This is a genomic window from Lysinibacillus sp. TE18511, from assembly GCF_054062295.1.
This window is the reverse complement of the sequence record NZ_JBSSFD010000051.1, coordinates 1-16,980: the sequence shown is the minus strand read 5'-3', so window position 1 is coordinate 16,980 and position 16,980 is coordinate 1. Positions and strand designations below refer to the sequence as shown.

Below are 16,980 nucleotides of genomic sequence, written 5' to 3'. Positions count from 1 at the left end.
GTATAGATGGAAAAAGAACAAGTTGGAACTAAGAAGAGTTGGCTTAAAGTACCTCATACATATACAATAATTTTTGCTATTATTTTTCTCGCAGGTATTGCAAGCTATATCATTCCTGCTGGTGAGTTTGACCGTGTAGAGGATGAAGAAGGACGAATGCTAGTTGTAGATGGTAGTTATCATCATATTGAAAGTGATCCCGTGTCATTTTTTGAGATGTTTACAGCCATTCCTATGGGCCTTGAAAAAGGGGCTCAAATCATTTTCTACATTTTTTTAGTTAGTGGAGTGTTTGGTATTATTCGTGCCACTGGTGCAATTGAAGCAGGTGTTTATAAAGGGGTTAAAGCATTAGAGGGGCGAGAAAAATTATTAATACCACTGTCTATGATTCTATTCTCTATTGGCGGATTTACGATGGGGATGGCAGAGGAAACAATCATTTTTGTACCGATTGGTGTAGCTATTGCACGTGCAATGGGATTTGATGCTGTAACGGGGACAGCAATGATCACGCTTGGTGCTGCGAGTGGATTTTTCGGAGGTATGTTAAACCCGTTTACAGTTGGGGTTGCCCAATCTTTAGCTGAGGTACCTTTATTTTCTGGTATTGCTTTCCGTGCAGTAGTGTATATTTTTGTACTAAGTTTTGCAATTTTCTATGTGTCACGCTATGCCTTTAAAGTGAAAAAGGACCCAAAAGCAAGCGTCATTTATGACATTGAACAAAAGGCAAAAACAAATCAACCGATTGCAGATATACCTTCTTTAACAGGTAAACATAAACTAGTTTTTCTTATTATGGCCTGCGGTATCGGGTTTAATATTTATGGTGTTTTCAACTGGGGTTGGTTTTTAACACAACTAACAGCATCCTTTTTAATTATGGGGTTAATTGCTGGTTTAATAGGCGGCTTAAAACCTGGCAACATGTTCGACTCATTTATTGAAGGGGCGAAAGCGGTTACATTTGGTGCATTAATTGTTGGTTTCGCGCGAGCTATTACAGTTGTACTTGAACAAGGAAAAATTATTGATACGATCGTTTATGCTGCATCAGAGACAATTGGTCATTTACCACATGCGATAAGTGCTATCGGAATGTTATTTATTCAAGCAATTTTAAATTTATTCATTTCATCTGGTAGTGGTCAAGCAGCTGCAACAATGCCAATTATGATTCCAATTACAGATTTACTAGGATTAGAGCGTCAAATTGCTGTATTAGCATTTCAATATGGTGATTCGTTAACGAACTCCATCATTCCTACTTCGTCTGCACTGATGGCGTATCTAGCAGTAGCAGGTATACCTTATGAGAAATGGATTAAATTTATTTGGAAGATGATTCTTGGCTGGTTAGTCATTGCATGTATTGCATTAATTGTTGCCGTGGCTATAGGAATTTCTTAATAGATTTTAAGTAAAAAGCTGCGAGGAAAGTACAATTCTACTTTCCTTCGCAGCTTTTTTAGTGAATTATTGGTTTTCATCAAAGTAATTTAATATCCCTTGATAGATGCCAAGAGTTGCTTGTTCTCGGAATTTTGCTGTTGTTACATTACGTTCCTCACTGGCGTTACTTAAATAGCCTAGCTCAATGAGGACAGCTTTTTGACGATTTTCTCGTAGAACTAAATAATTCCCTTGTTGAGTACCACGATCTTTTAAATCAATTTTACTTGTAAGTCCATCATGGATCGCCTCTGCAAGGTCTTTTTGGTTACTGTTCATATAATATGTGGTGAAGCCATTAATAGAGCTATCTTCCGTTGCATCGTAATGAAGACTGATAAAAGCATCTGCCTCATACTGATGTGCAATTGAAACGCGTTTACGGAGTGCTACATATTCATCCGATTCTCTTGTCATAACAACATTTGCACCAGCTGCACTAAGCTTTGAAGCGAGTAGAGAGGCTGTTTTCAGAGTGATATCTTTCTCATCAGTTCCTCGTTGACCAGTTGTGCCGTGATCATTACCACCGTGTCCAGCATCTACGACAATAGTGAGCCCATTTAATGTGCCTTCCTTGCGTGGTTTAGAATTTTCCTTTTTTGTAGAAGTAGCAGCTTTGTTCGACGAAGAAGTAGTAACGACCCAGTTCGCCACAAATGCAGTTTTGTCACCTACTTGTATTTCATAAAAGTCATCTTTAGCGCCTACAATAGGGTAAGTTTCACCAGCATCTACACGTTCAACAACATCAGCAGCTGTTGTAGCATCTGTCCGAAGGTTTGTCCCATTATAAATGATTGTGACAGACTCAAGCTCTGAGGAAGAAGCAGCTTGTGATGTCTTTTTTTCTACATTAGAAAAAGTACCATAAAAGCTATAAACCCAGCCTGTTGTTTTATCACTATATTGAATTTGAATCCAGTTATGTTCTTGAACTAGCACCTTAAAGGATTGTCCTTTTGAAACAGTACCTATTTTTTTTGCATTTAAATCTGGTTTTTTACGCACATTCAGTGTATCCACTAAAACTGTAAATGTTGTATCTTTGTTGACTTTTTTTGTAGATACTTCAACTTTAGGTTCATCTTCTTCAGCTTGTTTTTCAGGTAGGTCATTGATCGTAACATAGTCTGTAGATACCCAACCGACTAGCCCATTCCAATCTACTTTCGCCCATTCGCCATTTTTTTCAATAAGATTTGCTTGTTCACCTGTTGATAATTGTCCAAGAACTGCTGCAGAAATATCAGGCTCAGTACGGATATTGAGACGATCGACCTGTGAAATCACGGTTTGATCAATCGTTTGTTTAGCGTTTGTTGAAGCTGTTAGCCAGGATGCTACCCAACCTTCGTAATTACCTGCTTTTACTTGAATCCAATCGCCTTCACGACCAATAGAAGTTAACGGATCACCCTCTTCTAAAGTGGTAATGATTGGATAAGACAATCCAGGTCCCTCACGTAAATGAAGAATCGTTCCAGTTACTTTTAAATCACTGGTGTCGGCTAGTGCACTTTGAACATTGTTCATACTTGGAATCGCAATTGTTAACACTAGTACAAAGATGATTATAATATGTAAAAGTTTTGTCCTCATCAGATTCCTCCTATTCCTTGTGCTATTTTACCATGCTTTTGTAATAGATTCGTGGGAAAAAGGTAATAGAAATTGTAATTTTATCGACTGTATTGTAAAAAACACAAAAACAGTTGACATTACCTTTCGTTGTGACTAACATAAAGGGTAATCAAAAAATGATTAACCGCTTATGACCAAGCAAGTAGCGTATACCTCTATTGGAGAAGAGAGGGAAAGACCTAGGCTGCAATCTTTCCTACAAAAATGTATAACGTGAACAACACTTGAGAGGCTTTTTTCTGAAAAGTAATCTTAGTAGGAAAAAACGGAATCGGCCGTTATCCGATTAGGAGGAGGACGCATGTATTTGATGCGTCAACTAGGGTGGAACCGCGGAAGCTTATACAGCTCTCGTCCCTTGCAATATGCAAGGTGGCGAGAGCTTTTTTATTGGACAAATTTGGGCAGATTCTTGCTCAAAATGAGGTGTGTCCGTTTAAGCTGAAAAGGAAAATCCAAAAGCTCATTCATAAGCAATCTATAAAGGAGGTATTTAGATGAGTTTTAAAGTGCCACGAGGAACACAAGATATTTTGCCTGGTCAATCAGAAAAATGGCAGAAGGTAGAAGCAATCATCCGAGATATTTGTCGTGTTTATCGCTACAACGAAATTCGTACACCGATTTTTGAGCAAACAGATTTATTTGCGCGTGGTGTTGGTGAAACAACAGATGTTGTTCAAAAAGAAATGTATACATTTGAGGATCGTGGTGGCCGTTCGTTAACATTACGTCCGGAGAATACAGCTGGTGTAGTTCGTGCTTATGTTGAGCACAAAATGTTCGGTGCACCTGATCAGCCTGTAAAGCTATCGTATTTAGGACCAATGTTCCGTTATGAACGTCAACAAGCTGGCCGCTACCGTCAATTTGTTCAATTTGGTGTAGAAGCGATTGGTTCAGCGGATCCAGCTATTGATGCTGAAGTAATTGCACTAGCAATGGATGTTTATGAATCAGCTGGTTTAAAGGATTTAAAATTAGTCATTAATTCACTAGGTGACAAAGAAACACGTGATACACACCGTACAGCACTACTACAACATTTTGAACCACATATTCATGAGTTTTGTTCAGATTGTCAAAATCGTTTGCAAAAAAATCCACTGCGCATTTTAGACTGTAAGGTAGATCGCGAACATCCATTAATGAAATCCGCACCTGCGTTAACTGATTTCCTAACAGAGGAGTCAGCGGCATATTTTGCTCAAGTTAAAACGTATTTAGATACATTAGGAATTACGTATGAGGTCGATCCAAATCTTGTGAGAGGTCTTGATTATTACAATCATACGACTTTTGAAATTATGTCAACGGCTTCTGGCTTCGGAGCAATTACAACGCTTTGTGGTGGCGGTCGTTATAATGGTCTTGTTCAAGAAATCGGCGGTCCAGATGTACCAGGAATCGGTTTTGCATTAAGTATTGAGCGTTTGTTACTTGCACTTGAAGCTGAGGGTGTTGAATTAGACACTGCATCAGGACTTGATGTTTATATGATTGCTATGGGCGATGAAGCGAAGCTAAAGACAGTAGAATTAACAAGTACCTTCCGTGCAAAGGGCATTTCTGCAGAGATGGATTATTTAGATCGCAAAATGAAAGCTCAAATGAAATCTGCAGACCGTTTAGGTGCAAAATATACGATTGTTTTAGGTGAAACAGAGCTTGAAGAGCAAGCGGCTACTGTTAAACATATGGAAACAGGCGAACAACAAAAAGTCGCATTCTCAGAATTAGTAAACTACCTGTTAAAATAATAAACGAACACAAGCATCAATCGTTTAGATCAATACAGGATTATCTGTCCAAATGATTCAATTATCTACGTCATTTTGGACAGATAATTCAGCTAACAATGAACTGCTAATTTTCCTTGGCATCAATTCACTACGCTTAGTAGGAACTGTATGCTACATAAGTAAAATAAATGGTCTAACACCAAAACGTTAGGGATGACATTTTGTAAAAACGTATGTCATGTGGATAAGTTATGGTGATTAGCCAAATAAATTTTGGAGGAATCAATAAATGGCAACAAGAACACATGCTAGTAACGAGCTTTCAGAAACGTTACAAGGCGAAAAAGTCGTATTAAAAGGTTGGGTACAACGTCGCCGTGACTTAGGTGGGTTAATTTTCATTGATTTACGTGACCGTACTGGAATCACACAGGTCGTTTTTAGTCCTGATGTAGCAGAAGCACATGCTTTAGCTGATAAAGTACGTAGTGAATACGTAATTGAAGTGGAAGGGACAGTTATCCTTCGCTCAGAAGATCAAATTAACCCAAATGTACCTAACGGCAAAATTGAGGTAGAAGCAACAAAATTAATCGTTATTAATACGGCAAAAACAACACCGTTCCAAATCGAAGATCGCACGGACGTATCCGAAGATTTACGTTTAAAATATCGTTATCTTGACCTACGTCGTCCTGCTATGTTTGACACATTCAAAATGCGTTCAGATGTTACTCGTACAATTCGCAACTTCTTACAGAACGAAGGCTTTTTAGAAGTAGAGACGCCAATTTTAACAAAATCAACTCCAGAAGGTGCTCGTGACTATTTAGTACCATCACGTGTTCATGAAGGTGAATTTTATGCATTACCACAATCACCTCAGCTATTTAAACAATTATTAATGGTGGCTGGTTTCGAGAAGTACTTCCAAATCGCACGTTGCTTCCGTGATGAAGACTTACGAGCTGACCGTCAGCCAGAGTTTACACAAGTTGATATTGAAACAAGCTTCTTAACACAAGAAGAAGTTTTAGAAATGAACGAACGCTTAATTCAAGCTGTTATGAAAGAAGTAAAAGGTATTGATATTCCTGCTCCATTCCAACGAATGAAATATCAAGAAGCGATGGATCGTTACGGTTCAGATAAACCAGACGTACGTTTCGGTTTAGAACTAGTTGCATTAAACGATATTTTTGATGGCTGCGATTTCAAAGTATTTGCTGATACAGTAGCACAAGGCAAGCAAGTAAAGAGTATTAACATTAAAGGTGCAGCCGATAAATACTCTCGTAAAGACATGGACGAACTAACAAAATTCGTTGGTATTTACGGAGCAAAAGGTCTTGCTTGGTTAAAAGTGACTGAAGAAGGCTTGAACGGTCCGATTGCAAAATTCTTTGACGACGCATTAGCTGCGGCATTAATCGAACGTATGAAAGCTGAAGTGGGCGATATTTTAGTATTCGTAGCTGATAAAGCGCCTGTTGTAGCAGCATCTCTAGGTGCACTTCGTACGAAATTAGGTCAAGATTTAGGCTTAATCGATGAATCAGAATTTGCATTCCTATGGATCACGGATTGGCCATTGTTTGAGTACTCTGAGGAAGATGGCCGTTATTATGCAGCACATCACCCATTCACACGTCCTTTTGATGAAGATATTCAGTTAATGGATACTGATCCTGCAGCAGTCCGTGCACAAGCTTACGATATCGTATTAAACGGCTATGAGCTTGGTGGAGGTTCATTACGTATTTATGAGCGCGATTTACAAGAAAAAATGTTTAAATTACTTGGCTTCTCAGAAGAAGAAGCTAAAGAACAATTTGGTTTCTTATTAGAAGCATTTGAATATGGTGTTCCGCCACATGGAGGTCTTGCATTTGGTCTTGACCGCTTCGTAATGCTACTTGCTGGCCGCACTAACTTACGTGACACAATTGCCTTTCCGAAAACAGCTAGTGCTAGCTGCTTAATGACAGAGGCACCGAGTGGAGTATCTCCTGATCAATTGAGTGAGTTAAGTCTAGCAATCAAACCATTCAGAAAATAATTAGCACTTCTAAATACCTGGATTCTCTAGCAAAAACTGTTGGGAATCTAGGTATTTTTTGCGTATTTGCAAAAAAAATAGATATTTTAAAAGAAAATAGTTTGAATTATCAGAAATGTCGTGTTATTATAACATTAATACGAATCCTGAAGTGTTCGTTTAACTGCTAGCTCTACTTAACAGTTTTGACCGAACACTATAGAATCGGGAGCCTTCATTTTGTAGTCGCAAACAAGCCCCATGCGGAGCGGGACGTTTAAAACTGCAAAGCAGGCACCCCCCTGCAAATTGCGGGTTCAAAACGAATGTTTCTTGGCATTACGGCACATTCGGGATTCGTCCATACATAAAGATTAAAAGGAGCGTTTAACCGCTCCTTTTTCGCGTTTAATTTTAATAGACATTAGCTAGGGGAAAGCGATAGATAGAAGAGCTGAAACGTTGGTTAGGACAATCAAAGTGATGGATAGAATGTCATGATGTTGAATAAAAATTTTGAAAATATGAAAAAATTACTTTTTATTTTTCGAAAAGCATCATATAATTGGTATAGACAACTATACCTAATTGATTGGAAGCTTGTTAACTTATGCAAAGCTCCTCAAAAATGAATAGGGGGTGATATTTTGAAGAATACGCTTTTAATTTCCAATGTTATGATCGTCAATCATGATAAAACGCCGTCTAAGGGTGACTTATTCATTGACAATGGTAGGATTATGAAAATAGGTTATGGTTTATCTGATAAGGCTGAGCATTATATAGATGGCAAAGATAAAAATTGGTTACTGCTACCTGGTTATATTGATATGCACATTCATGGCTCTGCTGGTCATGATACGATGGATGCTACGCAATTAGCTTTACATCAAATGGCACGCTCTTTAGTACAAGAAGGCGTTACAGGCTTCCTCGCTACTACCATGACGCAATCTATAGAAGCAATTGAAAGCGCTCTAACTAATGTTGCGCAATTTGAAAATAGTGATGATGAGGCAATCTTATTAGGTATACATGTAGAGGGGCCATATGTATCGAAAAAACGAGCAGGTGCTCAGCCAATAGAATACATTATTTTACCATCTATTGAGCAATTTGTATCCTGGCAGAAAATAAGTAAGCATCGCATTAAACAAGTAACAATTGCACCGGAGGTAGAGGGAGGCTTTGCGTTTATTGAAGCGTTAAAGGATTTAAATGTTATTGCTTCTATTGGCCATTCTGACGCAACAATTGAGGAGGTAGATAGCTCAGTAGCATTGGGAGTAAGACAGGCTACCCATCTATATAACCAAATGAGCCCTCTCCATCATCGCAATCCGGGTGTCGTCGGTGCAGTTTTTTTAGAGGATAAGGTGAAGGTCGAAATTATCGCAGATTTCGTGCATAACCATCCTCAAGCCGTAAATCTTGCGTATCGAATTAAAGGTGCAAAGGGCATTATTTTAATTACCGATGCGATGCGGGCAAAAGGATTACAATACGGTGATTATGATTTAGGTGGTCAAACCGTTCATGTTTCTAAGGATGGAGCTTATTTATCTAATGGAGCTTTAGCTGGTAGTGTGTTAACGATGGAACAGGCAGTAAAAAATATAAAGGCAATCACCAATTGCTCATTGCAGGAAATTGTCGCAATGTCCTCTACGAATGCTGCTGAGCAATTACAGCTTACAACTAAAGGTCGTATTGCAAATGGCTACGATGCAGATTTTGTATTACTTGATGAAAATTTGAATGTACAAAAAACGATTTGTCAGGGTAAAGTTGTATATGAGAAATGAAAGTAAAGAGGCGATAAGGATGGTGCAAGACTTGTTAGATAAAAATTCTCATATACCAATCTATATACAAATAGAAGAGATTATTAAACAACGTATTTTTTTAGAAGAATACAAAATCGGTGAAAATATACCTTCTGAGCGAGAGCTTTCTATACAGTTTGATGTTAGTAGAATGACTGTTCGTCAATCAATCACAAATTTAGTCAATAGCGGATTACTGTATCGTGAAAAAGGGCGAGGCACATATGTAGCTAATCCAAAATTAGAGCAACCACTAAAAGGATTAACAAGTTTCACAGAGGATATGCGAGCTAGAGGGATGGAACCGAGCAGTAAAGTTCTACGCTTTGAGAAAATCGTACCACCTGTCGATGTTGCGGGAGATTTAATGTTAGAGCCGGGCGAAGAGGTATTTTTTGTTGTACGAATTCGTAATGCAGATGCCAAGCCAATGGCAATCGAAAGAACATATATACCAGTAAAAATATATCCTGAATTAGATGAAAAGAAGATAATCGGATCATTATATGCCTTAATCGAAGCAAAATCCCATCAAAAAATTGGAAATGCTATTCAGCAAATGGAGGCAGCAATTGTTTCAAAAGAAGATAGTAAATTTTTGCAAATTAATCATGCTGCACCAGTGTTAATTATTAAACGTACTAGTTACTTATCAGATGGAGTCCCGTTTGAGCTTGTACGAAGTACGTATCGAGCTGATCGATACAAATTCATTAGTGAAATTAAAAGGTGATCTTATGGATGCATATTTTTTAGAAATTCAAAAGCTAATGCAGGTCGTGAAGGAACAAGAATATGCCCAAATAAAAGAAGCCGCTCAAGTAATTGTCCAAAGGCTACATCGTGGAGGAATTGTTCAATTATTTGGTTGTGGCCATTCTCATCTTTTAGCACAGGACGCATTTTATCGTGCGGGAGGGCTTGTACCTGTACGTCCAATAATTATTGAACCTTTAACTTTACATGCAGGAGCAATGACATCATCTGAAAACGAGAAGGATTCGACTATAATCGAACGGTATAAAGATCAATTTGATTTTCGTGAAAATGATGTTTGCATTGTTATTTCGACATCTGGTAGAAATCAAGCCCCTATAGATGTAGCATTTTTAGCGAAAGAATCAGGGGTATTTGTTATGTCTTTACAATCTCTTGCTTATCGTGAACAGCCGACACGTCATCAAAGTGGACAGCGCTTAGAGGATGTAGTAGATATAGTTATCGATACGCATATACCAGTAGGAGATGGTTTGCTGCATCATAATGAAATACAGTATGCACCATCCTCTACAGTTGTCGGTTCATTTATTTTAAATGCATTAATCAGTGAAATCATTGAGAACATGGCTTTATCTGACGAAATATTACCAGTTTTTAAAAGTAATAATGTTGACTCTGATTTGTCTCATAACGAGGCTATGATTACCAATTATCAACATCGTATTAACTTTAAATAACATGCGGAGGGATATCGATGAAGAAAATGTTTAACATAACTGCGCCAGAGGGACTACATGCTAGACCGGCAGCGTTACTGGTAACGGCTGTAACACCATTTGAGTGTGACGTTCAGTTAACGTATAAAGAGAAATCGGTCAATTTAAAATCAATAATGGGGGTTATGGCACTAGGAATAGCACCTGGAAGTATTGTAGAAATTTCAGCAGAGGGACCTGATGCGGAGAAGCTTTTCCAAACAATAACAGAAGTAATTGTTTCTAAAGGGATTGGTGAAGAATGCTAGAAATACAAGGAATTGCAGTGTCTCAGGGCATTGCCTTTGCAAATGCGTATTGTTTAAAGGAGCCAGATCTATCTTATGAAGAGATAAAGGTCGCTGATGTAGATGCTGAACTAGAAAGATTCAAAGTAGCAGTTATGAAAACGAAAGCGGAACTTCAAGAAATCTATGAAATAGCTCAGAAGAAATTTGGTGCAGAAAAGGCGGCTATTTTTGCGGCACATCTATTAGTACTAGAAGATCCTGAAATGCTAGCAGCTATTGAAGCTAAAATTCAAACTGGGATGAATGCAGAATTTGCATTAGATGAAGCATCAAATATGTTTATTGCTATGTTTGAGGGGCTAGACAATGTCTATATGCAGGAGCGAGTTTCTGATATTCGAGATGTGTCTAAACGAGTATTAGCTAACTTATTGGGGGTTGAAATGGTGGATATGAATCGTTTAGCTTCTGATGTTATTATCGTCTCTAAAGATTTAACACCGTCCATGACTGCAATGCTAGATACAAAATATGTAAAGGGGTTTATAACGGATATTGGTGGCAAAACATCTCATTCTGCTATTCTCGCACGAACATTAGAGATTCCAGCAGTAGTAGGGACGAAAAATGCCACGCAAGATATTCAACATGGAACACCAATTATTTTAGATGGGACAAATGGCAAGATTATTGTCAACGCTACATTGGAAGTATCTGGTTTTTATAGGCGGCAGCAACGTATACACAATGAAGAGAATGAAGAACTTCTTCAGTATCGTTCATTACCAAGTATAAGTGCGGATGGATTTTCAGTTGAAATTGCAGGGAATATAGGAAACCCTGAAGATGCAGAAATGGTTATTAATGCTGGTGGAGATGGTATCGGCCTGTTTCGTACGGAGTTTTTATATATGGAACGCCGGGAGCTACCTACTGAGGAGGAGCAGTTTCAAGCATATAAAAGCGTACTTGAGAAAATGCAAGGCAAGCCAACGATTGTTCGGACATTAGATATTGGCGGTGATAAAAATCTACCGTATTTAAAGCTTGCTGATGAGATGAACCCTTTTCTTGGCTATCGAGCGATTCGAATCAGTTTAACGCAACAAGAAATGTTTCGTGTACAGCTTCGCGCATTGCTAAGAGCAAGCGCTTATGGCAATTTAAAAATTATGTTTCCGATGATTGCTACATTGGGTGAATTTAAAATGGCGAAGGCAATTTTGTTGGAGGAAAAGCAAAATTTAGAAATCGGTGGTTGTCCTGTATCTGAAACGTTAGAAGTAGGAATGATGATTGAAATTCCGTCGGCAGCTATCATTGCAGATTTATTTGCAAAGGAAGTAGATTTTTTCTCAATTGGTACAAATGATTTAATCCAATACACGTTGGCGGCAGATCGCATGAACGAAAATGTTTCTTATTTATATCAACCATACCATCCTGCTGTCTTAAGACTTATAAAAAATGTCATTGATGCGGCACATCATCAAGGAAAATGGGTAGGTATGTGTGGTGAAATGGCAGCAGATGAAATAGCGTTACCGATTTTACTAGGATTTGGATTAAATGAGTTTTCCATGAGTGCTTCTTCGATTCTAAAAACTCGTGCACACATCGCTAAGCTTTCGAAACAGCAGTTAATGACGCATAATGAACGCATTTTATTGCTATCCACATCTGCTGAGGTTGAGGAGTATGTCAAAAAGAATCTATTAAGCTAACCTTAAATTTTAGAATATTCAGTATAGAAAAAGGGTGATCTGTAATGGAAATAAAGATAGTTCCACCGAAAGATTATCTACAAGTACATCAATTAAGAGATTATTGTTTTCCTAATAAGTATACGGGTGCCCGGCGAGATGATTTTCATTATTGGGTTGAGCACAGCACGACATTAGGTGCTTACGATGAACATAAAGTAGTTGGTCAGCTATTAATATTGCCACTTAATATGACAGTCCATGGTAAAAAATATGATATGGGTGGAATTGGCTTTGTTGCAACTTATCCTGAGTATCGGCAGCAGGGTATTATCAAGAGGCTTATGATAGAGGCACTTAAGAAAATGCGAGGAAATGGGCAAAGCGTTTCTGTGTTAGCACCATTTTCTGTATCCTTCTATCGTTACTTTGGCTGGGAATTGTTCTTTGAGAAGCTATATTACACCATTCCGCAAATGATGTTTCCTTCTTTCGGAAAGCATTTGGATATAGTAAAACGAATGAGTTTTGAATGGCCAGATTTTGCTCTTTTTCAGGGGATTAAGGATTTTCATAATGCACAAGCGTTCATCAATAATGGAAGTATGCTACGTGATGATGCTTGGTGGAAAAGAATAGAGAGAAGAGCGCCTGATAGTCATTTTGCCGCATATTTTAAGTCTGATAAAATTGCAGGCTATATTCGTTATAGTATTCAGGATGGAACGTTTGAGATTCATGATTTTATAACAGAAGATTTACTAGCAGAACAAGCGATTTGGCGTTTTATAACGTCTCATGCGGCGAGTGTAAGTAGCATTAAGGGAGTTACTTCTAACGGCCATCAATTTGGCTTCTATTTTAAAGAACCACAGTTTAAAAAGGAAGTCGTTCAGGATGTGATGATCAGGGTAGTAGATGCATTACGGTTTATGCAGCATTATCCTTGGGGAAATATTCAAAAACCATTGTATATTCGAATTGAAGATGCACTCTGTAGTTGGAATGATCACGTATATCAAATAAATAAAAGTGGAGATGTCTCGATAATTGAGACAAATTCTATCCCGGAAATGCATTTGTTAGCATTACCGATTAATCTTTTTTCAGCGATGATGGTTGGCTACCTTTCTGTGAAGGATGCCGTCTTGTATGCAAATATAGAACTGGCTGAAGAGGTTATTAATCGTTGGCAATTGGCATTACCTTCGAATAAGCCAACCTTCTATGAATATTTTTAGACTTGTTAACAATTGTATGTCGATAGGTAGGTTTAGTAACTAAAATTTTTTTGAATTTTTTTCTGGACTATACCAGTTGGGTGAATCCTCTCAATAGTCTGTGGTAAAGATATAGCCCAATTTTGAAAACATTTTCTGAAGAGGGGAATAGTGTAAAATATGTATTGTGGTATATACCAACAGGTGCTATTCTCAAAATAAGAAAGCGGTTTCAAATTTAGGGGAATTACAAAATTAAAGTTTACTTGTAAGACGAATTTAATCATGAAAAGGAGTGTTTTGATGAAAAATATTATGCTTGTGTGTGTAGCTGGAATGAGTACTAGTTTATTAGTGTCTAAAATGCAAAAAGTGGCACAGGAACAAAACATTGAGGCAGATATTTATGCGATTGCTGAAAGTGAGGTTGACAAAGTATTAGCTACTAAAATGGCAGATGTGCTGCTATTGGGTCCTCAAGTCCGTTACTTAAAGGGGACATTCGAAACAAAATACAAGGAAATGAATTTCCAAATTGATGTTATTAATATGGCGGATTACGGCATGATGAATGGCGAAAATGTCTTAAAGCAGGCACTAAAGTTGATTGATTAAGGGGGCTATGGCAATGGAAGAAACAGTTTTAATGGAATCCATTATGGGATTGATTGTGCATAGTGGTAATACGAAAAGTGAGTGTATGGAGGCTATCCAGCTAGCGAAAAAGGGGCAGATTCAGCAAGCAAAGGAAAAAATACTATTAGCCAATGATGCATTGATTGAAGCACATCATTCTCAGACGGCGTTACTGTCACAAGAGGCAAGGGGAGAGAAAGTAGAAGTGTCAATGCTGTTAATTCACGCGCAGGATCATTTAATGAATGCCATTACCTTTCGCGATTTGGCAACGGAAATGATTGAATTGTATGAGCGAATCAATGGGGAGTAGCATCAAGCCTTGATGTCACATTAAAAAATAAAGGGAGTGTGTGAAATGTTCCGTTTTTTAGAAGAAAAATTTGTGCCGGTTGCTGCTAGAGTAGGGAATCAGCGTCATTTAGTCGCCATTCGAGATGGTTTTATTACGATCATGCCATTAACAATTGTTGGATCTCTTGCGGTTCTTGTAAATAATTTACCTATCAAATTTTATCAAAATGCACTCGATGCCATCTGGAAACATGAAACTTGGACACAGTGGGGCGGGAATATTTGGGGAGCAACATTTGGAATCATCTCTCTGTTATTAGCCTTTTCCGTAGCCTATCATTTGACAAAAAGCTATGACAAGGATGCGTTATCTGGTGGTGTAATAGGTCTTGCGAGTTATATGACATTCGGCACGTTTGGAGAAGGTGGTTTAACAGGATTAACAACGGGTACTGGAGGAATATTTGTTGCGCTCATTGCAGCTTTGATTTCTGCCGAAATATTCTCACATTTATCTGGGAATCCTAAGCTTTTAATTAAAATGCCAGCAGGTGTGCCGGCTGCAGTTTCAAAGTCATTTGCTGCATTATTACCAGCTATTATTACGATTGGCTTACTAGCATTAGTACGTACTATCATTTCTGCCGGATTTAATATTCCAGATATTATTGGAACGTTTTATTCATCAATTCAAGAGCCGTTTATGGGATTAACAAATACATGGGTAGCAGGCCTTATTTTAGCGTTTATTCCAACATTCTTATGGTCTTTCGGTATTCATGGGGCAAATATTATTGAGCCATTTATGCAATCTATTAACTTACAAGCAATAGATGCTAACGTTGCAGCTATTTCAGCTGGAAAAACTGCGCCTTATATCATTAATAAACCATTCTTTGATGCTTTTATCAATATGGGTGGTTCAGGTACAACAATTGCCTTAATTATTGCTATATTCATCATTGCAAGAAAGAATAAACAGTATAATACAGTCGGTAAACTATCAGCAGCGCCAGGATTGTTTAATATTAATGAACCGTTGCTATTCGGTTTACCAATTGTCCTTAATCCGATTTTATTTATGCCATTTATCTTAACACCAATGGTGAATGTCACAATCGCCTTTTTTGCAACAAAATGGGGATTAGTACCTGCAGCAACGATTGCAGTTCCATGGACTATGCCGCCAATTCTTAATGGATTCTTAGTAACACAATCATGGCGAGGTGCTGTTCTCAGTATCGTCTTAATTGTAGTTGCGATATGTATCTATCTACCATTTTTATCAATGGCAAACCGCATGGCAAAGCAGAATGAACAGCAAGCTGCTGACTCAGAAACTCAAAATGAACAGCACATTGCACAATCAAAAGGCCAAAAAGTAGAGGTGTAATTGCGAACTAAACGGAGGTATTTGAATTGAGAAGATTAGGGATTTCACTATATCCTCAGCATAGTACATTAGAAGATATGAAGCGGTACGTTCAGCTCGCTCATGACAATGGTTTTGATCGTATATTCACATGTCTTATGTCGTTAAATAATGATCAGGAACGTCATAAGTTAATGCATATAAATGAATTTGCGCAGCAGCTTGGCTTTGAAATCTCTGCTGATATTGCACCAGCCGTCTTTGAAGATTTAGGCTTAACCTATAAAGATATTGGTTACTTTAAGGAGCATTATCATTTAGCTGCATTGCGCTTAGACATGGGTTTCTCTGGCCAGGAAGAATCGTTTATGTCTCTCGATGCAAGTAATTTAAAAATAGAATTAAATATTAGTAACGGTACGAAATATGTAGAAACTATATTATCCTATCAAGCGAATAAAGATAATATTATTGGCTGCCATAATTTTTATCCGAGACGTTTTACAGGTCTTTCACGCCAACATTTTTTACAAACATCTCAACAATTTAAAGCGAATCATATTCGAACAGCAGCTATGATTTCATCGCAGCATGCTCTGTTTGGACCTTGGGAAGAAACCGAGTATGGCTTGCCAACATTAGAAGAGCATCGTCATCTGCCAATTACAGTGCAAGCTAAGGATTTATGGCACACTGGTTTAATAGATGATTGTATTATTGGCAATATGTATGCTTCTGATGAAGAAATACGTGCATTAGGCCAATTAAATCGCCATAAGCTAGAGCTGAAGGTTGAACAGTCTGTTGAAACGTCTATTTTAGAAGAAGCGATACTTTTTAAAGAGCCCCATTTTAATCGTGGAGATGTTTCGGAGTATGTAATCCGTAGTACTCAATCTCGAGTTAAATATAAAAATGGTGATTTCCCTGCACATGATAGCCATCCACTAAAATTGGGGGATGTGACAATCGATAATAATTTAGATGTACGATATAAGGGTGAGCTCCAAATTGTTTTAAAGGAAATGCCGAATGCCGGATCAACAAATGTTGTGGCTAGAGTTGTAGAAGAAGAGCAATTTTTATTAGCACATATTCAGCCTTGGGCATCATTTGGCTTTACGAAATGATTACAGAAGAAGGGATTAAGCCATTAGTAGATAGTGCTTAATCCCTTGTTTTATGGTTCATCACAAAACGTGTGGTTGATTTCCGTTCCGGCTGGGCGCTTTGTAGCTGTCGCTTTGCTTTCGCTACATGAAAACATTTGTAGCTGTCGCTTTGCTTTCGCTACATGAAAACATTTGTAGCTGTCGCTTTGCTT

General features: G+C 38.0%; 14 protein-coding genes, 1 other RNA gene and 1 other annotated feature. Of the genes, 14 read left to right on the top strand and 1 reads right to left on the bottom strand.

Translation table 11 applies throughout. The features are described from left to right. Positions 1-6: 6 nt before the first annotated feature. On the top strand, positions 7-1,413 hold the full coding sequence (locus tag ACVWXS_RS23230) for a YfcC family protein (protein WP_423475343.1): 1,407 nt from the start codon (positions 7-9) through the stop codon (positions 1,411-1,413). A gap of 66 nt (positions 1,414-1,479) precedes the next feature. Here the strand turns inward: ACVWXS_RS23230 and ACVWXS_RS23225 are convergent, their stop codons facing one another. Further along, on the bottom strand, positions 1,480-3,057 hold the full coding sequence (locus ACVWXS_RS23225) for an N-acetylmuramoyl-L-alanine amidase (RefSeq protein ID WP_456960333.1): 1,578 nt from the start codon (positions 3,055-3,057) through the stop codon (positions 1,480-1,482). 163 nt (positions 3,058-3,220) lie between these two features. Next, positions 3,221-3,461 (top strand) — a binding site (T-box leader). 135 nt (positions 3,462-3,596) lie between these two features. Between ACVWXS_RS23225 and hisS the strand changes: the two genes are divergently transcribed. From hisS to ACVWXS_RS23160, 13 genes are all read left to right on the top strand, one after another. Then, positions 3,597-4,859, top strand: coding sequence for a histidine--tRNA ligase (gene hisS / locus ACVWXS_RS23220; RefSeq protein WP_456960332.1), 1,263 nt, complete (start codon positions 3,597-3,599; stop codon positions 4,857-4,859). A 271-nt stretch (positions 4,860-5,130) separates the two neighbouring features. Then, complete coding sequence (aspS, locus tag ACVWXS_RS23215) at positions 5,131-6,900, top strand: aspartate--tRNA ligase (protein ID WP_368635819.1); 1,770 nt, start codon at positions 5,131-5,133, stop codon at positions 6,898-6,900. A gap of 140 nt (positions 6,901-7,040) precedes the next feature. Continuing rightward, a non-coding RNA gene (ssrS, locus tag ACVWXS_RS23210) (6S RNA) lies at positions 7,041-7,240 on the top strand. A 286-nt stretch (positions 7,241-7,526) separates the two neighbouring features. After that, positions 7,527-8,684 carry an N-acetylglucosamine-6-phosphate deacetylase gene (nagA, locus tag ACVWXS_RS23205; protein WP_427419813.1) on the top strand — a complete coding sequence of 386 codons (1,158 nt, stop codon included), beginning with the start codon at positions 7,527-7,529 and terminating at the stop codon, positions 8,682-8,684. A gap of 31 nt (positions 8,685-8,715) precedes the next feature. Next, positions 8,716-9,438, top strand: coding sequence for a GntR family transcriptional regulator (locus ACVWXS_RS23200; protein WP_368635986.1), 723 nt, complete (start codon positions 8,716-8,718; stop codon positions 9,436-9,438). Between the two features lie 4 nt (positions 9,439-9,442). Next, on the top strand, positions 9,443-10,162 hold the full coding sequence (locus tag ACVWXS_RS23195; protein ID WP_456960342.1) for a sugar isomerase domain-containing protein: 720 nt from the start codon (positions 9,443-9,445) through the stop codon (positions 10,160-10,162). Between the two features lie 17 nt (positions 10,163-10,179). Continuing rightward, positions 10,180-10,449: an HPr family phosphocarrier protein gene (locus ACVWXS_RS23190; RefSeq protein ID WP_368635822.1), complete on the top strand. Its 270-nt coding sequence runs from the start codon at positions 10,180-10,182 to the stop codon at positions 10,447-10,449. Beyond that, positions 10,443-12,155, top strand: a complete 1,713-nt coding sequence (gene ptsP / locus ACVWXS_RS23185; protein WP_456960331.1) for a phosphoenolpyruvate--protein phosphotransferase — start codon at positions 10,443-10,445, stop codon at positions 12,153-12,155. The genes ACVWXS_RS23190 and ptsP overlap by 7 nt, the downstream gene beginning before the upstream one ends. 44 nt (positions 12,156-12,199) lie before the next feature. Next, the gene (locus ACVWXS_RS23180) at positions 12,200-13,375 is read left to right on the top strand and encodes a GNAT family N-acetyltransferase (protein WP_456960330.1); all 1,176 of its coding nucleotides are present in this window, start codon (positions 12,200-12,202) and stop codon (positions 13,373-13,375) included. 282 nt (positions 13,376-13,657) lie between these two features. Further along, entirely contained in the window at positions 13,658-13,969 is a 312-nt protein-coding gene (locus tag ACVWXS_RS23175) for a PTS sugar transporter subunit IIB (protein WP_368635825.1), read from the top strand. Between the two features lie 13 nt (positions 13,970-13,982). Further along, on the top strand, positions 13,983-14,303 hold the full coding sequence (locus ACVWXS_RS23170; RefSeq protein ID WP_456960329.1) for a PTS lactose/cellobiose transporter subunit IIA: 321 nt from the start codon (positions 13,983-13,985) through the stop codon (positions 14,301-14,303). A 45-nt stretch (positions 14,304-14,348) separates the two neighbouring features. After that, positions 14,349-15,677, top strand: a complete 1,329-nt coding sequence (locus ACVWXS_RS23165; protein WP_427419817.1) for a PTS sugar transporter subunit IIC — start codon at positions 14,349-14,351, stop codon at positions 15,675-15,677. Between the two features lie 26 nt (positions 15,678-15,703). Continuing rightward, on the top strand, positions 15,704-16,786 hold the full coding sequence (locus ACVWXS_RS23160) for a DUF871 domain-containing protein (RefSeq protein ID WP_456960328.1): 1,083 nt from the start codon (positions 15,704-15,706) through the stop codon (positions 16,784-16,786). Positions 16,787-16,980: the final 194 nt, after the last annotated feature.

Bases quoted from the DNA above. Each gene is read 5' to 3' on its own strand.
- ACVWXS_RS23230 (WP_423475343.1), top strand. From the start codon at position 7: ATGGAAAAAGAACAAGTTGGAACTAAGAAGAGTTGGCTTAAAGTACCT.
- ACVWXS_RS23225 (WP_456960333.1), bottom strand. From the start codon at position 3,057: ATGAGGACAAAACTTTTACATATTATAATCATCTTTGTACTAGTGTTA.
- hisS (WP_456960332.1), top strand. From the start codon at position 3,597: ATGAGTTTTAAAGTGCCACGAGGAACACAAGATATTTTGCCTGGTCAA.
- aspS (WP_368635819.1), top strand. From the start codon at position 5,131: ATGGCAACAAGAACACATGCTAGTAACGAGCTTTCAGAAACGTTACAA.
- ACVWXS_RS23195 (WP_456960342.1), top strand. From the start codon at position 9,443: ATGGATGCATATTTTTTAGAAATTCAAAAGCTAATGCAGGTCGTGAAG.
- ACVWXS_RS23190 (WP_368635822.1), top strand. From the start codon at position 10,180: ATGAAGAAAATGTTTAACATAACTGCGCCAGAGGGACTACATGCTAGA.
- ptsP (WP_456960331.1), top strand. From the start codon at position 10,443: ATGCTAGAAATACAAGGAATTGCAGTGTCTCAGGGCATTGCCTTTGCA.
- ACVWXS_RS23180 (WP_456960330.1), top strand. From the start codon at position 12,200: ATGGAAATAAAGATAGTTCCACCGAAAGATTATCTACAAGTACATCAA.
- ACVWXS_RS23175 (WP_368635825.1), top strand. From the start codon at position 13,658: ATGAAAAATATTATGCTTGTGTGTGTAGCTGGAATGAGTACTAGTTTA.
- ACVWXS_RS23170 (WP_456960329.1), top strand. From the start codon at position 13,983: ATGGAAGAAACAGTTTTAATGGAATCCATTATGGGATTGATTGTGCAT.
- ACVWXS_RS23165 (WP_427419817.1), top strand. From the start codon at position 14,349: ATGTTCCGTTTTTTAGAAGAAAAATTTGTGCCGGTTGCTGCTAGAGTA.